Source organism: Curtobacterium sp. AG1037, assembly GCF_003349855.1.
Lineage (GTDB): Bacteria > Actinomycetota > Actinomycetes > Actinomycetales > Microbacteriaceae > Curtobacterium > Curtobacterium citreum.
The window spans coordinates 147,747-166,150 of the sequence record NZ_QQAO01000006.1 but is presented as its reverse complement, the minus strand read 5'-3'; the positions used below and the strand labels follow the sequence as shown (position 1 = coordinate 166,150).

Here is an 18,404-nt window from a genome sequence, read left to right as displayed (position 1 = left end):
TCGTCGTGCATCACTTCGCGGTGGTCAGGTCGTAGACCGTCGACCCGCCGACGGTGGTGCTGTCGTAGTTCGCCGCCACCCACTCCTGGATCGCCGATGCGGTGGACGAGCCGCCGCCCATCCCGCCGCGGCTCCCCGAGCTGATGTAGTAGCTGACCTTGCCCTCGGCGACGAGCGCCTTGAACTCGGCGAGGGTCGGGGTCGGGTCGCTCGACCAGCCGCCGATCGCCATCACCGCGGTGTCGGAGTCAAGTTCGAGCTGCGCGGCCGACTGGGAACCGTTCACCGCGGCGGACCACGTCGTGTCCGTCGCCGCGAGGAGCTTCGTGAGCGCCGCGGAGGTCGTCGCCCCCTCGCCGCCCGTGCCGCCGCCCGTCCGGCCGTCCTCGCCGGTGGTGCCCTGGTCGCTCGTGCCCTCGCCGGTGGTGCCCTCGCCGCTGGCGCCCTGGCCGGACGTGCCCTCGCCGGTCGCGCCGCCGGGCATCGTCGGCATCGCGCCGGTCGGCGGCTGGCCACCGGGACCCTGCTGGGTGCCGGAGCTGCCCGCGCCGTCGGACCCGTCGGTCTCGGAACCGGCGGCCGATCCGCCGGGGCCTGCCGTGCCTCCCGGCATGCCGCCACCACCGGGACCGCCACCGAACCCACCGGAGCTGCTGCCCGCCGGACCGACGCTCGGGATCGACCCGGAGTGCGCGACGGTGGTCGTGACGAGGGCGTAGGCGGAGGTGCCGGTCAGGCCGAACAGCGTGCCGGCGAGGACGCCCACGGCGACCAGGCGGCGGAGGGTCGGCACGCTGCCGACCACGATCGCGGCCGCGGCGAGGAGTCCGCCGAACAGCACCACCCAGCGCAGCCAGGGGAGCCAGGTGGGGTCCTCGTTCAGCAGGCACCAGCTCCAGAACGCGGTCCCGCCGACCATCGCGGCGAGGCCGAGGCGACCGGTGACGCGCTCGCGGGCGTGCCAGAGCAGGGCGCCGCCGGTGCCGACGAGACCGGCGATCGCCGGGGCGAGGGCCACCGTGTAGTACGGGTGGATCGTGCCGGACATGAACGAGAAGACGAGCCCGGTGACGAGCAGCCAGCCACCCCACAGCACCAGGCCGGCGCGGGCGGGATCGGCGAGGTGCCGACGGCCGACGACCACCAGGCCGAGGACGAGCGCGACGAGTGCGGCGGGCAGGAGCCACGAGATCTCGAGCCCCATCTCGGACGAGAAGAGACGGTCCAGGCCGGTCGAGCCGCCGAACGACGACCCCGCGGTGCCGCCGCCCGGCCCGCCGCCGCCGCCGTTGCCCGAGCCGCCGAAGATCCGGCCGAGGCCGTTGTACCCGAAGACGAGGTCGAGGACGGTGTTGTCCGTCGATCCGCCGATGTACGGGCGGGACTCGGCGGGCCAGAGCGCCACGGCGACGACCCACCAGCCGGCGGACACGACGAGGGACACCGCCGCGATGCCGAGGCCGATCGCGCGCTTCCCCCACGACCTGCGGGCGGCGACCAGGTACACCAGCCCGAAGGCCGGCAGGACGAGCATGCCCTGCAGCATCTTCGTCAGGAACGCGAAGCCGAGGGCGACCCCCGCGAGGGCGATCCACCGCCAGCTGCCCCGGGGCAGGGCGCGGACCGTGCAGTACGCACCCGCGGTCATGAGCAGGACGAGCAGCGCGTCCGGGTTGTCGAAGCGGAACATCAGCGCCGCCGCCGGGGTCGCCGCGACGACGAACCCGGCGAGGAGCGCACCGACGTTCGCGGTGGTCGTGCCGAGGCGGGCGATGGTCCGTCGGACGGTTCCCCACACGAGGGCGACCGAGGCGACGGCCATGAGCGCTTGGGGCAGCAGCAGGCTCGTCGACGAGAAGCCGAACAGCCGCGCGGACAGCACCATCACCCAGAGCGAGGCCGGGGGCTTGTCGACGGTGATGAAGTTCGACGAGTCGAGCGAGCCGAAGAAGAACGCCTCCCACGACTTCGTACCGGCCTGCACGGCGGCGGCGTAGAAGCTGTTCGCGTACCCGGAGACGCTGAGGTCCCAGCAGTACACGACGGCGGTCAGGACGAGGAGGGCCCAGAAGGCCGGCCGGAGCCAGCGGGCGTCATCGCGCTCGCCGGCGAACAGGCGGACGAGCGGCGGCCGACGCCGGTCCCGCGCGGCGGTGGTCCCGCCGGGACGTGCGTGGCCCGGACGGTCGGTCACGGGGGTCGGGTACGTGGTCATGCCGGTGAGCCTCCACGGCGTTCCCCGTGCGACCCGATGCGCTGCCTTGGCGCTCCCTAAGACCCGTCGGTGGGGATCAGGCGTAGCGGCGGGCGGCGCGCAGGGCTGCGGCCGTGTACGACCCGCCGAACAGGTACACGTGGAGCAGCAGCGGTGCGAGCTGGTGCAGCTCGACCCGCTCCTGCCAGCCGTCGGCGAGCCGGGACTCCTCGTCGTACGCGGCCAGCACCGTCTCGAGCCGCGCGAGCCCGAACAGCCCCAGCAGCGCGAGGTCGGTCTCCGCGTGCCCGCCGTGCGGCGTCGCGTCGATGAGCACCGCGCCGGTCGGCTCCGAGCTGTCCGTCGGCCAGAGGACGTTCCCGGCCCACAGGTCCCCGTGCACCCGCGCGGGGCCGTCCCCGACGAGCGTGGGCTGCGGCGACCCGAGCGAACCGTCCTCCAGCCGGTCGGCGACCCGGTCGAACACCGCTGCCTCGGCACCGTCGAAGCCGCCCCGGTCGACGATCCGCTGCACGAAGTCGCGGATCCGGTACTCGGCGAAGAACGCGCCCCACGTCGCCGGTGCGTCCGCCGCGGCGGTGAACGGTGTGCGCGAGCGCCCCATCCGCAGCCCCGCGCTCGCGGGGAACCCGGGCGACGGCGCTCCCCAGTGCGCGGCACCGGCGGCGTGGGTGTGCGCGAGCGACCGGCCGAAGCGCTCGGCCTGGGCCCGGGTCGGGGCGCCGTCGCTGATGCGCTCGAGGTGCAGGACCGTGGAGGACGGGTGCGCGAGGACCCGGGCGGTGCGGGTGCCGCCGGTGTCCTCGGCCTCGGCGAGCCAGCGCAGGCCGGCGGCCTCGGCGGTCGCCTCGTCCGGGTCGGTGAAGGTCTTCACGTGGGTGTCGGGCACGTGTCCATCCTGCCGACGGCGGCTGGGCGTCACACCGAGTCCACCAGTGCCTGCGCCAACGGGTGCCACGGCCGCGACGACGGCCCGCTCAGCACCAGCGTCCGCACGTACCGCGGCTCGACCGGCAGCATCACGAGGTCGGCGGGCAGCATCACGCGCCCGAGCGACGGCACGATCGACACCCCCTCCCCGCGCTGGATCATCCCGAACATCGTGCTCATCTCGCGGACCCGGTGCGCCCAGCGGAACGGCTGCCCGGCCAGTTCGTGCATCCGCTGGATCTGGTGCTCGCACCCACCGCCGCCCGCGACCAGCCCGTCGTCGTGCAGGTCGTCGAGCGTCAGCTGCTCGGTCCCGGCGAGCGGGTGGTCACGGCGCACGACGGCGGCCATCTCGTCCCGCGCGACCACCACGCCGCCGGCCGGCACCGGGGACGGGTCGACGAGCACCGCGGCGTCCACCGTCCCGCCCTCGAGCCACTCGGGCATCTCGTCGTCGTCCCCCTCGTAGACCTGCACGTCGACACCCGGCAGCGTCACCGCCCACAGTTCACGCAGCCGGGGGAGCAGCCCCTGGCAGACCGTCGGCACGGCGGCCAACCGGACCGTGCCGCGGTCCGTGGCGGGCCGGACCACCGCCTCCAGGGCGTCGACCGAGGCGAGCACGCTGCGGGCGTGGGCCAGCAGCCGGTCCCCGAGCGGGGTGGGCGCGGTCGCCGCGCTGCGGCGCAGCACGCTCCCGCCGACCTCGCGCTCGAGTCCCGCGACGGCGTGCGAGACGGCGGACTGCCCGACGCCGAGCGCGGTCGCGGCACCGGTGAACGACCCGGCGTCGACGGTCGCGACGAATGCACGGAGCTGCGGGATCGAGACGGTCATGCGCTTCCTTCATGGGCCCATGCAGCACATTCGTTCGACACATGCGCCGCGGTGCTCGATGCTACCCCTCGTGAACGCCCTCCTCTACGTGCTCGTCGCCCTCACCTGGGGGTCCAGCTTCTTCTTCGCGAAGATCGGGCTCGAGGGGCTCGCCCCGCAGCAGGTCGCGACCGTGCGGACCGTGCTCGGCGCCCTGACGCTCGTGGTCGTGCTGCTCGTCACGCGGCGTCGGTGGCCGCGGGAACGCCGGGTGTGGGGGCACCTGCTCGTCGTCGCGGTGTTCCTCAACGCGGTGCCGTCGTCGCTGATGGCCTGGGCGGAGCAGACCGTGCCGTCGGGGCTCGCGAGCATCTACAACGCGACGACGCCGATCATGACGCTGCTCGCGCTGGCCGTCCTGGTGCCGAGCGAACGCCTGTCGCGTCGGCAGGTCGGCGGCGTCGTGCTCGGGATCGTCGGCGTGCTCGTCCTGGTCGGCCCGTGGAGCCTGGTGGGGGACCCCGCGGTGCTCGCGACCGTCCCGGGACAGGTCGCCCTGCTCGGGATGACCGCGTCCTACGGCGTCGGCCTGGCGTGGCTCCGCCGCTTCGGCGTCGGCAGCGGGCAGGACCCGACGACCGTCGCGACGGTGCAGCTCACCCTGGCGGCGTTGCTCATGCTGCTGGTCGCGCCCGTCGTCGCGACGGGTCCGGTGCAGCTGGACTGGAGGATCGTGGCCGCGATGGTCGCGCTCGGTGCGGTCGGCACAGGGCTGGCCTACGCGTGGAACACGCGCCTGGTCGGCGCGTGGGGTGCCGGCCGGGCGTCGACCGTGACGTACCTGACCCCGGTGGTCGGGGTCGCGCTCGGCGTGCTCGTGCTCGGTGAGCCGCTGCGGTGGAACGAGCCCGTCGGCGGAGTCGTCGTGCTCGCGGGGATCGCGCTGGCGTCGGGACGGCTGGCCGTCCGGAGGCGCCGGGTGTCCGCCGTGGCCCCGGCCGGTGCCGGTCAGGGGCGCGTGTAGTCGAACTGCAGCCGCATCCGGTCGCCACGGAACACGATCGTCGAGTACTCGAACGTCGTCCCGGCCCGGTCGGCGATGACGTCGGTGAGCTGCAGCGCCGGGTCGCCCCGACGCAGGCCGAGCAGCCCGGCGTCGGCCTCGGCCACGGCGACGGCCTCGAGCCCCTCCGCGACGTCGTGCATCGCCAGGCCGAAGGCGTCCTCGAGCACGACGCAGAGCTGCTCCTCGACGACGTCCAGCGCGTCGAGGGTGGGCGCGAGGGCCGCCGGGACGAACGACCGGTGCACGCTGAGGGGCTTGCCGTCGACGGACCGCAGCCGGACGATCGCGAAGACGTCGTCGGTGCGGCCGAGGCCCAGGCGGTCCCGGATGCGGGCTGGCGCCGGGGCCCGGTCGATCGACACGAGCGTCGTGGTGATGTCGTAGCCGAGCACCTCGAGCTGCTCGCGGATGCCGCGGTACGCCGGGGAGACCGCGCTGATCTTCTCGGGCGCGACGAACGTGCCCTTGCCGGGGACCCGGTGGAGCACGCCGTCAGTGGTCAGCTTCGTCAGGACGCCGCGCACCGTCATCCGGCTGGTCCCGTAGTGCCGGTTCAACTCGTTCTCGGACGGGATCCGTTGGCTCGGCGCCCACTCGCCGCTCGCGATCTTCGCCGTGAAGATGTCCTCGAGCTGCTGGTAGATGGGCACGGCGGAGTCGCGGTCCACCTCGTCGACCACGATCCACCTCCTGCCGGCCGGACGGTCGTCCGGTAACCGCTCATGATACTTGTCGAGTCCGGTCTAGACAGGTACAGTCCGAGCAGTCGTCGACGCTGACGGCGACATCCCACGACGCAGCGACGCAAGAGGGGACCCAGGCATGGACGTGTCCACCAGGACGTTGACCAGGACCGCGCGGGACGGCGGGTACGCGGTACCGGCCGTGAACGTGTTCGACGAGCTGAGCATGCGGGCGGTGATCGCCGCGGCGGTCCGGACCGGGGCGCCGCTCGTCGTGCAGATCTCCGTGAAGACCGTGAAGGCCTCCGGAACCGCCTTCACCACCGACCTGTTCCGCGCGCTCACCCGGGACGTCCCGGTGCCGGTCGCGCTGCACCTCGACCACTGTCCGGACCGGGCGGTGCTCGACGACGTCATCGCCGCGGGGTGGTCCAGCGTGCTCTTCGACGCGTCCGACCGCGGGTTCGACGACGCGGTCCGCGAGACCGCCGAGGTCACCGCCGCGGCGCACGCCGCCGGGGTGGACGTCGAGTCGGAGATCGAGAACATCCTCGGGGTCGAGGACGGCGTGGGCAGCGACGAGTCCCGGCACGCGTACTCGGTCGAGCAATTGGCGGAGGTCGCCGAGCGGACCGACAGCGACCTGCTCGCGCCGCAGCTGGGCACGAGCCACGGACTGTACAAGGCGGACCCGGTGCTGCTGCCCGAGCGCGCCGCCGAGCTCGCCGCCCTGACCGACCGGCCGATCGTGCTCCACGGCGGCACGGGGCTGAGCCGCGACGACTTCCGGTCGTTCATCGACGCCGGGGTGTCGAAGATCAACATCTCGACAGCGGTGAAGCACGCGTACATGCGCGCCTCGCTCGAGCACCTCGAACAGGCACGGGCGACGGACAGCTGGGACCCGCCGAAGCTCGTCACCGCGATCGAGTCCGCCGTCACCGACGTCATCGCCGAGCACGTCACGTGGTTCGGCGCGGACGGCAAGGCCGGTCGGTCGTGACCCGCGCGCTCGTCTTCGACTGCGACGGCGTGCTCGCCGACACCGAGCGCGACGGGCACCTGCCGGCGTTCAACCAGACGTTCGAGCACTTCGACCTGCCGGTCCGGTGGAGCCAGGACGACTACGCCGAGGTGCTCAGGATCGGCGGCGGGAAGGAGCGGCTGGCGTCCCTGTTGACGCCGGAGTTCGTCGAGCGCGCCGGCCTGCCGACCGATCCCGAGGAACAGCGGGCCCTGGTGGCCGAGTGGCACGCCGAGAAGACCCGGCGGTACACCGCGATGGTCCGCGAGGGGGTGATGCCCGGGCGGCCCGGCATCGCCAGGATCGTGCACGAGGCACACGACGCGGGCTGGCTGCTCGCGGTGGCCTCGACCTCGGCCGAGGCGTCGGTCCGCGCGGTGCTCGAGCACGCCGTGGGCGAGGACGCCGCCGACTGGTTCGCGGTCTTCGCGGGCGACGTCGTCCCGCGCAAGAAGCCCGCGCCCGACGTGTACGAGCTGGCGCTCCGCGAGCTCGGCGTCACCGCGGCAGATGCGGTCGTCGTCGAGGACAGCGCGAACGGGCTCCGGGCAGCGCTCGGCGCCGGACTCACCACGGTCGTCACCGTCAGCAGCTACACGGCCGACGAGGACTTCACCGGCGCGGCGCTCGTGGTCGACCGGCTCGGCGACCTGCCCGACGAGCCGGCACACGTGCTCGCGGACCCCCACCACGTCGCGGTGCCCGGACAGGTGACCCTCGACACCCTCACCCAGCTCCCGACCGGAGGACGACGATGACCACCGAAGCCACCACCCACCTCGAGTCCACCGTGCGGCTCATCGCGAGCACCTGCGTCGAGAACGAGCGGTACTTCTGCGACCTCGACGCGGTGGCCGGCGACGGCGACTTCGGCTACTCCCTCGCCCGCGGGTTCGAGAACGTGCTCGCCGGGTTCGACGACTACGACCGGTCGGACCCGGGGACCTTCCTGCAGCAGGTCGCGATGACGATGAGCAGCCGCATCGGCGGGACGTCCGGTCCGATCTGGGGCACCGCGTTCCTGCGGGCGGCCGGGGTCGTCAAGGGCAAGGACGACCTGACCGCAGAGGACGTCGTGGCGATGCTCCGCGCCGCGGTCGAGGGGATCAAGAAGCGCGGTGGCGCCGACCTCGGCGACAAGACGCTCCTCGACGCGATCGTCCCGATGACCGACGCGATCGAGTCCGACGCGGCGGACGGCCGGGACGGCGCCGCGATCGCCCGACACGCCGCCGAGGTCGCACGCCAGGCAGCGGACGAGACCTCGGCGCTCGAGGCCCGCCGTGGGCGTGCGTCGTACACGGGGGAGCGCAGCATCGGCTCGCCCGACCCCGGCGCGGTCGCCGTCGCGGTGCTCGCGGAGCGCATCGCCGACGAGTGGTGACGCGAGCCGACCAGATCCGATCCGCCCCCACCAGCACGACCCTTCGCAGTACCCGACCACCACGATGAAGTGAGGCAACCGCAGTGAAGAAGTTCGTCAACGACCCGAAGCAGTTCGTCCCGGACATGCTGAAGGGTCTGGCCCTCGCCAACCCCGACACCCTGACCTACGACCCGAAGGCGAACCTGATCGTCCGCGCCGACGCCCCGCGCGACGACAAGGTCTCGATCGTCCAGGGGTCCGGCTCCGGGCACGAGCCCGCGCACGTCATGGTCGTCGGCAAGGGCATGCTCGACGCGGCCTGCCCCGGGGACGTGTTCGCCGCGCCGCCGACCGACTACGTCATCGAGGCCGCCCGCCGGGTGAACAGCCCCAAGGGCGTGCTCCTGCTGGTCAACAACTACACGGGCGACAAGATGGCCTTCGAGATGGCGGAGGAGTTCGCCGAGGCCGAGGGCATCACGGTCGCGACCCTGTTCATCGACGACGACGTCGCCGTGAAGGACTCCACGTACACGATCGGCCGTCGTGGCGTCGCCGGGAACTTCTTCGTGATCAAGGCGGTCGGCGCCGCGGCCGAGGCCGGCGCCGACCTCGACGAGGTCGTCCGGGTCGGGAAGAAGGTCAACTCGGTGACCCGGACCATGGGCGTCGCCCTCACGGCGTGCACCCCGCCCGCCAAGGGCTCGCCGCTGTTCGAACTCGGCGACGACGAGATCGAGGTCGGCGTCGGCATCCACGGTGAACCCGGACGCGCACGGCAGAAGATCGTCCCGGCGGACGAGATCGTCGACATCCTGCTCGACCCGATCGTGTCCGACCTGCCCTTCTCCGACGGCGACGAGGTCGCGCTCATGGTGAACGGACTCGGCGGCACCCCGATCAGCGAGCTCTACCTGCTCTACGGGATCGCGCACGAGAAGCTCGTCGCGCAGGGCATCACCCCCGTGCGGAGCTACGTCGGCGAGTACTGCACCTCGCTCGACATGGCCGGCGCCTCGATCACGCTCGTGAAGCTCGACGACGAGGTCAAGGAGCTCCTCGCCGCCCCCGCCGAGATCCCGATCCGCACGTTCTGACCCGTCGGCGGGCACCACCCCGCCCGCCGACGGCTCCCACACAGGACGCCCGCGACCGCGGGTGTCCCGACGCCGACGATCGAGGAGGATCACATGGCGAGCAACCACGCAGTCGCGTACAAGGGGCCGGGCAAGGTCGAGGTCATCGAGACCGACTACCCGACGTTCGAGCTCAAGGACGGACCCGGTGTGAACCCGGCGAACGTCGGGCGCAAGGTCAACCACGGGGCGATCCTCCGTACGGTGGCGACGAACATCTGCGGCAGCGACCAGCACATGGTCCGCGGCCGCACCACCGCGCCGAGCGACCTCGTCCTCGGTCACGAGATCACCGGCGAGGTCGTCGAGGTGGGCTCGGACGTCGAGTTCATCAAGGTCGGCGACATCGTCTCGGTCCCGTTCAACATCGCGTGCGGTCGCTGTCGGAACTGCAAGGAGCGGAAGACCGGCATCTGCCTCAACGTCAATCCGGACCGCCCGGGCAGCGCGTACGGCTACGTCGACATGGGCGGCTGGGTCGGTGGACAGGCCGAGTACGTCCTCGTGCCGTACGCCGACTGGAACCTGCTGAAGTTCCCGGACCGCGACCAGGCGCTCGAGAAGATCCTCGACCTCGCGATGCTCTCCGACATCTTCCCGACCGGCTTCCACGGTGCGGTCACCGCCGGCGTCGAGGTCGGTTCGACGGTGTACGTCGCCGGCGCCGGGCCGGTCGGACTCGCGGCCGCGACCGGGGCGATGCTGCTCGGTGCCAGCGTGGTGATCGTCGGCGACATGAACGCCGACCGTCTGGCCCAGGCTCGGAGCTTCGGCTGCGAGACCGTCGACCTGACGAAGGGCGACCCCGCCGAGCAGATCGACCAGATCCTCGGCGAACCGCTCGTCGACTGCGGCATCGACGCCGTCGGCTTCGAGGCCAAGGGGCACGGCTCCGGATCCGGGGAAGAGGCGCCGGCGACGGTCCTCAACTCGCTCATGGACATCACGGCAGCCGGTGGCGCCCTGGGCATCCCCGGGCTCTACGTCACGGGTGACCCGGGCGGCGTCGACGAGGCCGCCAAGAAGGGTGCCCTGTCGCTCAGCCTCGGCACCGGCTGGGCGAAGTCGCTGTCCTTCACGACGGGGCAGTGCCCGGTCATGAAGTACAACCGGCAGCTGATGATGGCGATCCTGCACGACCGAACGAGCATCGCGAAGAACGTGAACGCGAAGCCGATCGGCCTCGACGAGGCCCCGCGTGGCTACGAGGAGTTCGACAAGGGCGCGGCGACGAAGTACGTCCTCAACCCGAACGGCCTCATCCCCGCGGCCTGACCCGGCGGTCCCACCGGCCCCTGCACCGTCGACACCCGGCGGTGTAGGGGCCGTCCGTCGTCCGGGCCCGACCGCGTGCAGCCGTCCGTCCGTACGCTCGCCCCTGTGGACGCACCGCACCGACCCCGGGCCAGCCGACCGTCGACCCTGCGGCTGCTGTTCGCGTCCTCGCACCCCGGCCCGACCGTCACCGTCACGGTCCTCGCCACGGTGATCGCCGTCGCGGTCGGGCACCCGCTCGGCACCGTGCTGCTCGTCGCGCTCGCCGTGGTGGCGGGGCAGCTGTCGATCGGCCTGGCGAACGACTGGATCGACGCGGACCGCGACCGGGCCGTCGGCCGCTCCGACAAGCCCGTCGCACGGGGCCTCGTCGCAGCCTCGACCGTCCGGACCGCCGCGTTCGTCACGGCCGCGGTCGCCGTGCTCGCGAGCGTGTTCCTCGGTCCGGTCGCGGCCGTCGCGCACCTCGTGCTCGTCGCCGCGGGGTGGGCCTACGACGCGGGGCTCAAGCGCACGGCCTGGTCCGTCGCCCCGTTCCTGGTGGCCTTCGGGCTGCTGCCCGTCGTCGCGGTCGCCGCCGGCGGTGGCGCCTGGCCGGCCTGGTGGGCGATCGCGACCGGGGCGGTGTTCGGCATCGCGATCCACTGCACGAACGTCCTCCCCGACCTGCTCGACGACGCGGCCACGGGTGTCCGGGGCTTCCCGCACCGCCTCGGCCTGCGCGGAGCCGGCGTCCTCGCGTTCGGGTCGCTCGTCGTGGCCGCGGGGCTCGTGCTCGGCGGGCAGCTGGCCGGAGCCGACCCGGCACGCGGTGCGGCGGCGGTCCTCGCGGTCGTCGGGGCGCTCGCGGTGGTGGTGCTCGCGGTGGTCGGGGTCCGGCTCGTCCTGGTGGGGCGACCGACCCGCGCCCTGTTCCGGCTCGTGATCGCGTCGTCCCTCGTCCTCGTGGTCGAGCTCGGCGTCGCCGGCGCCCGACTCGTCGCCTGAGCCGACCCGGTCAGGCCCACCCCATCGCGTACCGTCCGTGGGCAGAGTCGAGCCGCCTGGCGGACGCGACGCGGTCAGGCCCACCCCGTCGCGTACCGTCCGTGGGCAGAGTCGAGCCACTTGACGGACGCGATCCGGTCAGGCCCACCCCGTCGCGTACCGTCCGGAGGGCAGAGCCGAGCCACCTGGCGGACGCGGTCCGATCAGGCCCACTCCATCGCGTACGTCGAGGCGAGCCACCTGGCGGACGGGAGTGCCAGGACGGACCGGAGCAGTGCCTCCCGTCCGACCAGCAGCGCACCGCGAGCCGGGCGACCGAGTGCCGCGTTCGCCTCCGCCTGCCGCGCGGCGCGCGCCGCGGCCGCCTGCCGGGTCGCCGCGTACGCGGGCCACGGACCCGCGTCACCGGAGCGGACCGCGTCGGCCAGGAGCGGCGCGAGCGCCGCGACGTCGAGCCACCCGAGGTTCATGCCCTGCCCGCCGATCGGGCTGATCTCGTGCGCGGCGTCGCCGACCAGCACGACGCGCCCGACGCCCACCCGGTCGGCGGTCCGCCGCCGGGTCCGGAACGCACTCACCATCGAGCAGGTCGCCGGGTCGGGCGACGTGCCGGTGCGCTCGCGGACGAGCGTGGCCAGCCGGGAGGCACGCCCCGCCTCGGTCCCGTCGGTGCCGGACGGTCGCGTGGCCGGGCCGGTGACGAGCGCGACGGAGCGGCGGCGACCGCCGGGCAGCGGGAAGGACTCGAGGACGCCGCCGGGGCCGACGTCGACGACCGCGGTGTCCACCGGGGCGTCGCCGGTGTCCGCGAAGTCGCCCATCACGTAGTGCTCGCGGTAGGTCCGGCCGGTGGTGCGGATGCCGAGCAGGTCGCGCACGGTGCTCCTGGCGCCGTCCGCGCCGACGACGAACCGTGCGCGGACCGGCACCGGTGCGCCGTCCGGGCCGGAGCCGGAGACGGCGACGTGCCCGCGCCCCGGGTCGAGCGCGGTGACCGTGGTGCCGGTGCGGAGGGCGTGCGGTGCGAGGGCCGCGAGCCGCTCACGCAGGAGTGTCTCGGTGCGGTGCTGGTCGAGCGCGGCGACGAACGGGAACGGGTCGGACACGCGGTCGAACGACAGCGTCCCGAGGGTGCGACCGCGGCTCGTGGCCACACCGCGGCGGACGGGGACCGCCTCGGTCAGGACGGGACCGGCGAGCCCGACGCGCTCGAACACCGCGAGCGAGGGCGGGTGGATGCCGATCGCCCGCGAGCCCGTCGGCGCGGTGCTCCGGCGTTCCCACACGCGCACATCGACGCCCTCCGCGGCGAGCAGCACGGCGGCGAGGAGGCCGACCGGGCCGCCGCCCACCACGAGGACGTCGGTCGGGTCGGAGGTCACGCGCCGAGCCTACGGAGGGGCGGTCCGGTGGCTGCCAGCCACGCAGCGGTCAGTTCGTGACGCTCGCGCGCTCGGCCCGGTCGGCGGCGACGAGGGACCGTGCTTCGCGGACGCGCTTGCGGGCCTTCTCGACCGGGACCTCGACCGCGTAGGCGGCGCCGACGGCCACGAGCAGCGCGACGGCGATGAGCCACACCGTGCCCCACGGCCCGATCGCGAAGGGGTCGAGCAGGGCGATCACGAGCGGGTGCCAGAGGTACGCCGAGTACGAGACGCGGCGGCCGAACCACGACACCGGTGTCCAGGCGAGCGCGGCGGAGAGCGGTGACCGGACCGAGACGAGCCCGGCGATGAGCACCGACGACACGACCCCGGTCAGGGGCAGGACGACGCCGAAGGTCCACGCGTGCTGCGTCCAGTCGTCGCCGATCCAGAGCAGGATGCCGACGAGGAGCGCCAGGCCCGCCCAGCTCGCGACGTGCCCGGCGACCCCGGCCGCCCACGTGCGGACGCGCGCGTCGTCGAGGAGCAGGGCGAGCAGGCAGCCCGTCGCGAGCGGCACGACGCCGAGCACGGGGGAGAAGTACACGTCCGGCGTCGACCCGCCGTTGGGTGTCTGGTAGACGAGTCCGGCGGCGATCGAGCAGCCCACGATGACCGCACCGAGGCCGGCCATCAGCCACCGACGTCGAGCGCGCACCATGAAGAGCAGCACGAGCACGGGCGGCCACACCAGGTAGAACTGCTCCTCCATGGACAGGCTCCACGTGTGCGCGAAGACGCCCTGCGTGGTGTCCCAGAACGAGCGGAACAGGTTGCCCGTGTAGGTGAGGGCGATGAACGCGGCCTCGCCCGGACCGAACGACGCGCCCTTGTAGTCGCCGACCCAGTTCCACAGCAGCAGTCCGACCGCCACGAGGGCGAGGAGTGCCGGGTACAGCCGGAGCAGGCGCTTCCACCAGAACGAGCCGAGGCGGATGCGGCCGGTCTTCCGGTGCTCGCCGAGCAGCAGCGTCGTGATGAGGAACCCGGACAGGGCGAAGAACACGGTGACGCCGATGAAGCCGCCCTCGAACTGCGGGACGTGCAGGTGGTACAGGATCACCGCGAGGATCGCGATCGTGCGGAGGCCGTCGAGTGCCGGAGCCCGGTTCGTCAGGGGCGGTGGTGGCGTCGTCCGGGCAGCACCGATCCCTCGACCGACCGCGGTGGCGCGGCGGGTCGTGCTGGAGCGCTCGGGGGCGAGCGTGTTCGTCGTCACGGGTCCTCCCTGCGAGGATCGGTCTTCCGGGTGACGACCAGCGTGCTCCACCCAGGTAAGAGGACCCTCAGTGATCGGGGTGCACGAGCGCGGTCAGCGCTGCGAGCCGCTCCTCGACCAGGGTCCGGAAGTCGCGGTCCTCGGGTTCGGCGATCCACTGCGCGAACGCCAGGTGGAACACGGTGACCGCCGTCTCGGCGGCGATCGTGGCGAGGGGCTCGTCGATCCCGTGCGCCCGCAGGGTGTCGCCCAGACGGACCTTCAGGTTCGCGAGCTTGCCGAGTTCGCGCTCCTCGAGGGCGGGGACGGCGTCGATCACGGCCTGCCGCGACCGGGACCACGAGCGACGGTCCTCGGGGAAGAAGTCTGCGGCCGAGTCGAGCGCCCGCCGGACCAGGTCGAACGCGGGAGTGCCGTCCGGGGCCTGCTCGACCGGGGTGGTGAACATCGCCGTGAAGTCGGTCTGGCCGGCGAACAGGACCTCGGGCTTGTCCGCGAAGTGCCGGAAGAAGGTGCGCTCGGTGACGTCGGCGGCCGTGGCGATCTGCGCGACGGTCGTCTCGTCGTAGCCCTGCTCGGCGAAGAGCCGGAGCGCGGTGGACTGCAGGCGTTCGCGGGTGCCGGGTTGCCAACGAGCCATGGCCGCAGTCTACTGATGACAGCGGCTGACATCGAGTGCTACGCTGATGTCAGTCCGTGACATCGCGCCACGGACCCTGTGAAGGGAAGCACTCATGCACGTGTTCGTCACCGGAGCCTCCGGCTGGATCGGCTCCCACACCGTCGACGAGCTCCTCGCCACCGGGCACACCGTCACCGGGCTCGCCCGGTCCGATGCGTCCGCCGCCGCTCTCGAGTCCCGCGGTGCCGCCGTCCTGCGCGGCGACCTGGACGACCTCGACGCCCTGCGCCGCGGGGCGGAGGGCGCCGAGGGCGTCCTGCACCTCGCCAACAAGCACGACTGGGGCAACCCGGCTGCCACGAACGCGAGCGAGCGTGCCGCGGTCGAGACGCTCGGGAGCGCCCTGGCCGGTTCCGACCGTCCGCTCGTGGTCGCCTCGGGGGTGGCCGGCCTGGCCCCGGGCCGACCGGCCACCGAGCAGGACCCCTCGCCGTTCGTCGGCCCGGACAGCATGCGCGGCGGCAGCGAGAACCGCGCGTTCGACTTCACGGCGGACGGTGTCCGGGCTGTCAGCGCGCGCTTCAGCCCGACCACGCACGGCGTCGGCGACCACGGGTTCATCGCCGCGATCGTCGCCGCAGCCGTCCGGACCGGGGTGTCCGGCTACCTGGGGGAGGGCACGAACCGGTGGGCCGCCGTGCACGTGGACGACGCCGCGCGGCTCGTGCGCCTCGGGCTCGAGGGCGCCCCGGCTGGAACGCGGTTGCACGCCGTCGCCGAGACGGGTGTCCCGACCCGGGACATCGCGCAGGCGATCGGCGACGCCCTCGGGCTCCCGGTGACGAGCATCGACCCCGCGGACGCCGAGCACTTCGGGTTCATCGGGCGGTTCTTCGCGCTCGAGATGTCCGCGACGGCCGACGCCACGCGGGAGCGCTTCGGCTGGACCCCGACCGGGCCGACCCTGCTCGAGGACATCGCCGCCGGGGCGTACGCGCACGTCGCGCGCTGACCCGCTCGCGGGCCCGGCGCCCGGGTGCGGGCGCCGAGTCTCGGGCCCAGCGACGAGTCTCGTACCCGCGCGCCCGAGACTCGTCGCCCAGGCCGAGACTCGGCCGGGCACCCGCCACGGGTCGAGGCTACTCGGCCTTCTGCATCTGCCAGGGCTCGGGCTCGCGGTCCCCGTTCGGGCGCACCGGACGGACGTCGCCGACGATCGGGATGGACCGCTTCCGCATGAACCACAGGTAGCGGACGAAGAAGTGCGACAGGGTCGACAGCCGGTTGCCGTTGCCGAGCAGCGACGCGATGTGCACGGCCACCCAGGCGGCCCACGCGACGGGGCCGACCATCGTGATGCCACCGCGGAGCTGGGCGACCGCGGCGTTCGTGCCGATCGTCGCCATGGTGCCCTTGTCGAAGTACTTGAAGTGCTCGGTCTGCTTGCCCTCGAGCAGGCGGACGACCTGCCGGGCGACGTGCCGGCCACCCTGCAGCGCCGGCTGGGCGAGCTGGGCGAGGGCGTCGTCCTGGGCGGCGATGTCGCCGGCGGAGAAGATCCGCTCGACGCCCTTCACGCTGAGGTCGTCGTTCACCTGGATCCGCCCGCCGTGGGTCTGCGGCAGACCCCAGCCCGATACCTCCTTGTGGGCCGCGACCCCGGTCGCCCAGATCACCTGGGACGCAGGGATGAACTCGCCGTCGGCCGTGACGACGCCGTCGGGCTTGACCTCGGCGACCCCGGTGTTCAGCCGCAGCACGACGCCGCGCTTCCGCAGGACCTTGGCCGCGTACCGGCGCAGGCGCGGGGCGAACGGCTTGAGGAGTTCGCCGCTGCGGTGCACGAGCGTGATCGTGATCGCGCCCTCGTCGAGCTCGGGGTACGCGCCCTCGAGGGCCTGGTCGCGGAGCTCCGCGAGGGCACCGGCCATCTCGACGCCCGTCGCACCGCCGCCGACGATGACCACGCGGATCTCGTCGGGGCCCTGGTTCGCCGCGGCCTCCTCGAGCCGGGTGAACAGCTCGTCGCGGATCCGCAGCGCCTGCGAGCGGGAGTACATCGAGTACGCGTACTCGTACGCGCCGGGGGTGCCGAAGTAGCTCGTGTTGACGCCGTTCGCCAGGATGAGCCAGTCGTAGTGCAGGTGCTCGCCGTCGGACATCTCGGCGACGCGGTGCTCGGCGTCGATGCCGGTGAGCAGCCCGTGGCGGAAGTCGGCGTTCGACTGCTTCGCGCGCAGGCTCCGCAGGAAGTACGTCACGTCGCCGGCGTTGAGGCCGCCCGTCGCCACCTGGTACATGAGCGGCTGGAACATGTTGTAGACGTGGCGGTCGACCAGGGTCACCCGGACCGGTGCGTCCGCGAGTTCACGCATCGCCGCGATGCCGGCGAAGCCTCCGCCGACGATGACGACGTGCGGGCGGGTGTCCTCGGACATGCTGATCTCCAGGGTGGTGCGGTCGACGGCCACCCAGAAGGGTACGCCGATCGGGAGCCGTGTCCGTCCACCCGCCCGTCACCGTGCCGATGGAGCGGTCCCGCCGGCCCTGCGGCCCTGCGGCCTGCGTCAGGCGCGGCCTGCGTCAGGCCTCGAACGGCGCGTACGTGCTCAGCACGTTGCCCTTGCTCGTCACGACGCTCTGCACCAGGCGCAGCCGCGTGGGCGGATCGGTCGGCTCGAACAGCTTCCGGCCGGCGCCCGCGATCGCCGGGTGCGTCATGAGCTGCAGCTCGTCGAGCAGCCCCGCGAACAGCAGGTGCCGCACGAGCGTGACGCTCCCCGTGACCGCGACGTCGCCGCCGTCCCCGGCCTTGAGCTCGCGCACGAACGCGTCGACGTCACCCTGGATCAGGTGCGCGTTCTCCCACGTCAGGTCCGGGCCGAGCGTGGTCGAGGCGACGTGCTTCTCGATCGGGTTGATCCAGCGGCCGAACGGGTCGTCGGCGTGCGACGGCCACCACTCGGACCACTCGAGGTAGCTCTGCTTGCCGAGCAGGACCGTGTCGGTGCGGTCCATCCACGCCGTCATCGCCGTGCCGAGCTCCGCGTCGAAGGAGTCGTACTGGAACGTGTACGGGTCCTGCACGACGCCGTCGACCGACGTGAAGAGCCCCGAGGTGACCTTGCGCATGCCCCGGAGCCTAGGGGCCGGGGCGTCCTGCGTCGAGGGTCAACTCCCCGTGCCGCTCCCGCCGCCCTGCACGCCACCGGGCAGCTGTCCGCCCTGACCGCTCTGCCCGTCCTGCCCGCTCTGCCCGTCCTGCCCGGGGAACCCGCCGCGCCCGCCACCCGGGACGGTCACGGAGCTCGAGTGCGACGCGCCGATGGCATGGCCGACGGCGTACCCGACGCCACTGCCCGCGAGCAGGGCTCCGAGCCCGACCACCACGGCCACCACGGGCCAGAACCACGGCGGCTTCGGACGCGTGCGCCCCGCGGTCCCCGACGGCTGTCCGGTCCAGGCGGCGGGACCGACCGGGGCCGCGGCCCACGAGGGCTGGCCGGTTGCGGCGGGCGGCCCGTCGAGCGTGGTGGTCGGACCGGCGGCGGGCGCCGCGCCCCAGCCGTGCGGCGGGACGGGCGCGTGGCTCGGTGCGGTGTTCGGGGAGTGGTCGCTCATGCGCGCCAGTGCACTCTGCT

General features: G+C 73.2%; 18 protein-coding genes. 8 read left to right on the top strand and 10 right to left on the bottom strand.

Annotated features, from left to right (window positions below):
* Window positions 1-10: 10 nt before the first annotated feature.
* From DEU32_RS17660 to DEU32_RS10990, 3 genes are all read right to left on the bottom strand, one after another.
* A complete protein-coding gene (locus DEU32_RS17660) occupies window positions 11-2,215 on the bottom strand; it encodes a glycosyltransferase family 39 protein (RefSeq protein WP_114850563.1) in 2,205 nt (734 codons plus the stop codon).
* A gap of 76 nt (window positions 2,216-2,291) precedes the next feature.
* On the bottom strand, window positions 2,292-3,104 hold the full coding sequence (locus DEU32_RS10995) for a fructosamine kinase family protein (protein ID WP_229666941.1): 813 nt from the start codon (window positions 3,102-3,104) through the stop codon (window positions 2,292-2,294).
* 29 nt (window positions 3,105-3,133) lie between these two features.
* A complete protein-coding gene (locus DEU32_RS10990; protein ID WP_114850562.1) occupies window positions 3,134-3,982 on the bottom strand; it encodes a LysR family transcriptional regulator in 849 nt (282 codons plus the stop codon).
* 70 nt (window positions 3,983-4,052) lie between these two features.
* Between DEU32_RS10990 and DEU32_RS10985 the strand changes: the two genes are divergently transcribed.
* Window positions 4,053-4,985 carry a DMT family transporter gene (locus DEU32_RS10985; RefSeq protein ID WP_114850561.1) on the top strand — a complete coding sequence of 311 codons (933 nt, stop codon included), beginning with the start codon at window positions 4,053-4,055 and terminating at the stop codon, window positions 4,983-4,985.
* Here the strand turns inward: DEU32_RS10985 and DEU32_RS10980 are convergent.
* Complete coding sequence (locus DEU32_RS10980; protein WP_058743185.1) at window positions 4,970-5,707, bottom strand: GntR family transcriptional regulator; 738 nt, start codon at window positions 5,705-5,707, stop codon at window positions 4,970-4,972. The genes DEU32_RS10985 and DEU32_RS10980 overlap by 16 nt on opposite strands.
* 142 nt (window positions 5,708-5,849) lie before the next feature.
* Here DEU32_RS10980 and DEU32_RS10975 point away from each other — a divergent pair, with 142 nt between their 5' ends.
* The 6 genes from DEU32_RS10975 (at window position 5,850) to DEU32_RS10950 (ending at window position 11,498) form a co-directional block, all read left to right on the top strand.
* Window positions 5,850-6,713: a class II fructose-bisphosphate aldolase gene (locus DEU32_RS10975; protein WP_058743184.1), complete on the top strand. Its 864-nt coding sequence runs from the start codon at window positions 5,850-5,852 to the stop codon at window positions 6,711-6,713.
* Entirely contained in the window at window positions 6,710-7,492 is a 783-nt protein-coding gene (locus DEU32_RS10970; RefSeq protein ID WP_114850559.1) for an HAD-IA family hydrolase, read from the top strand. The genes DEU32_RS10975 and DEU32_RS10970 overlap by 4 nt, the downstream gene beginning before the upstream one ends.
* Window positions 7,489-8,118, top strand: a complete 630-nt coding sequence (gene dhaL / locus DEU32_RS10965) for a dihydroxyacetone kinase subunit DhaL (protein ID WP_114850558.1) — start codon at window positions 7,489-7,491, stop codon at window positions 8,116-8,118. Before DEU32_RS10970 ends, dhaL begins: the two co-directional genes overlap by 4 nt.
* 83 nt (window positions 8,119-8,201) lie before the next feature.
* Window positions 8,202-9,197: a dihydroxyacetone kinase subunit DhaK gene (gene dhaK / locus DEU32_RS10960; RefSeq protein WP_114850557.1), complete on the top strand. Its 996-nt coding sequence runs from the start codon at window positions 8,202-8,204 to the stop codon at window positions 9,195-9,197.
* 93 nt (window positions 9,198-9,290) lie between these two features.
* Window positions 9,291-10,511, top strand: coding sequence for a formaldehyde dehydrogenase, glutathione-independent (gene fdhA / locus DEU32_RS10955; protein WP_114850556.1), 1,221 nt, complete (start codon window positions 9,291-9,293; stop codon window positions 10,509-10,511).
* Window positions 10,512-10,616: 105 nt separating this feature from the next.
* Entirely contained in the window at window positions 10,617-11,498 is an 882-nt protein-coding gene (locus tag DEU32_RS10950) for a UbiA family prenyltransferase (RefSeq protein ID WP_181819266.1), read from the top strand.
* Between the two features lie 203 nt (window positions 11,499-11,701).
* On the opposite strand, the gene DEU32_RS10945 is transcribed toward DEU32_RS10950, so the two are convergent.
* The 3 genes from DEU32_RS10945 to DEU32_RS10935 all read right to left on the bottom strand — a co-directional run bounded on the left by DEU32_RS10945 (window position 11,702) and on the right by DEU32_RS10935 (window position 14,781).
* Complete coding sequence (locus DEU32_RS10945) at window positions 11,702-12,880, bottom strand: NAD(P)/FAD-dependent oxidoreductase (protein ID WP_114850555.1); 1,179 nt, start codon at window positions 12,878-12,880, stop codon at window positions 11,702-11,704.
* A gap of 49 nt (window positions 12,881-12,929) precedes the next feature.
* The gene (locus tag DEU32_RS10940; RefSeq protein ID WP_181819265.1) at window positions 12,930-14,141 is read right to left on the bottom strand and encodes an acyltransferase; all 1,212 of its coding nucleotides are present in this window, start codon (window positions 14,139-14,141) and stop codon (window positions 12,930-12,932) included.
* Window positions 14,142-14,208: 67 nt separating this feature from the next.
* Window positions 14,209-14,781 carry a TetR/AcrR family transcriptional regulator gene (locus DEU32_RS10935; protein WP_114850553.1) on the bottom strand — a complete coding sequence of 191 codons (573 nt, stop codon included), beginning with the start codon at window positions 14,779-14,781 and terminating at the stop codon, window positions 14,209-14,211.
* Window positions 14,782-14,875: 94 nt separating this feature from the next.
* Between DEU32_RS10935 and DEU32_RS10930 the strand changes: the two genes are divergently transcribed.
* Window positions 14,876-15,775 carry an SDR family oxidoreductase gene (locus DEU32_RS10930; protein WP_114850552.1) on the top strand — a complete coding sequence of 300 codons (900 nt, stop codon included), beginning with the start codon at window positions 14,876-14,878 and terminating at the stop codon, window positions 15,773-15,775.
* Between the two features lie 127 nt (window positions 15,776-15,902).
* Here DEU32_RS10930 and DEU32_RS10925 read toward each other — a convergent pair whose 3' ends face one another.
* From DEU32_RS10925 to DEU32_RS10915, 3 genes are all read right to left on the bottom strand, one after another.
* A complete protein-coding gene (locus DEU32_RS10925; RefSeq protein ID WP_229666944.1) occupies window positions 15,903-17,234 on the bottom strand; it encodes an NAD(P)/FAD-dependent oxidoreductase in 1,332 nt (443 codons plus the stop codon).
* A 112-nt stretch (window positions 17,235-17,346) separates the two neighbouring features.
* A complete protein-coding gene (locus DEU32_RS10920) occupies window positions 17,347-17,895 on the bottom strand; it encodes a dihydrofolate reductase family protein (protein ID WP_058743175.1) in 549 nt (182 codons plus the stop codon).
* Between the two features lie 39 nt (window positions 17,896-17,934).
* The gene (locus tag DEU32_RS10915) at window positions 17,935-18,384 is read right to left on the bottom strand and encodes a hypothetical protein (RefSeq protein WP_114850551.1); all 450 of its coding nucleotides are present in this window, start codon (window positions 18,382-18,384) and stop codon (window positions 17,935-17,937) included.
* Window positions 18,385-18,404: the final 20 nt, after the last annotated feature.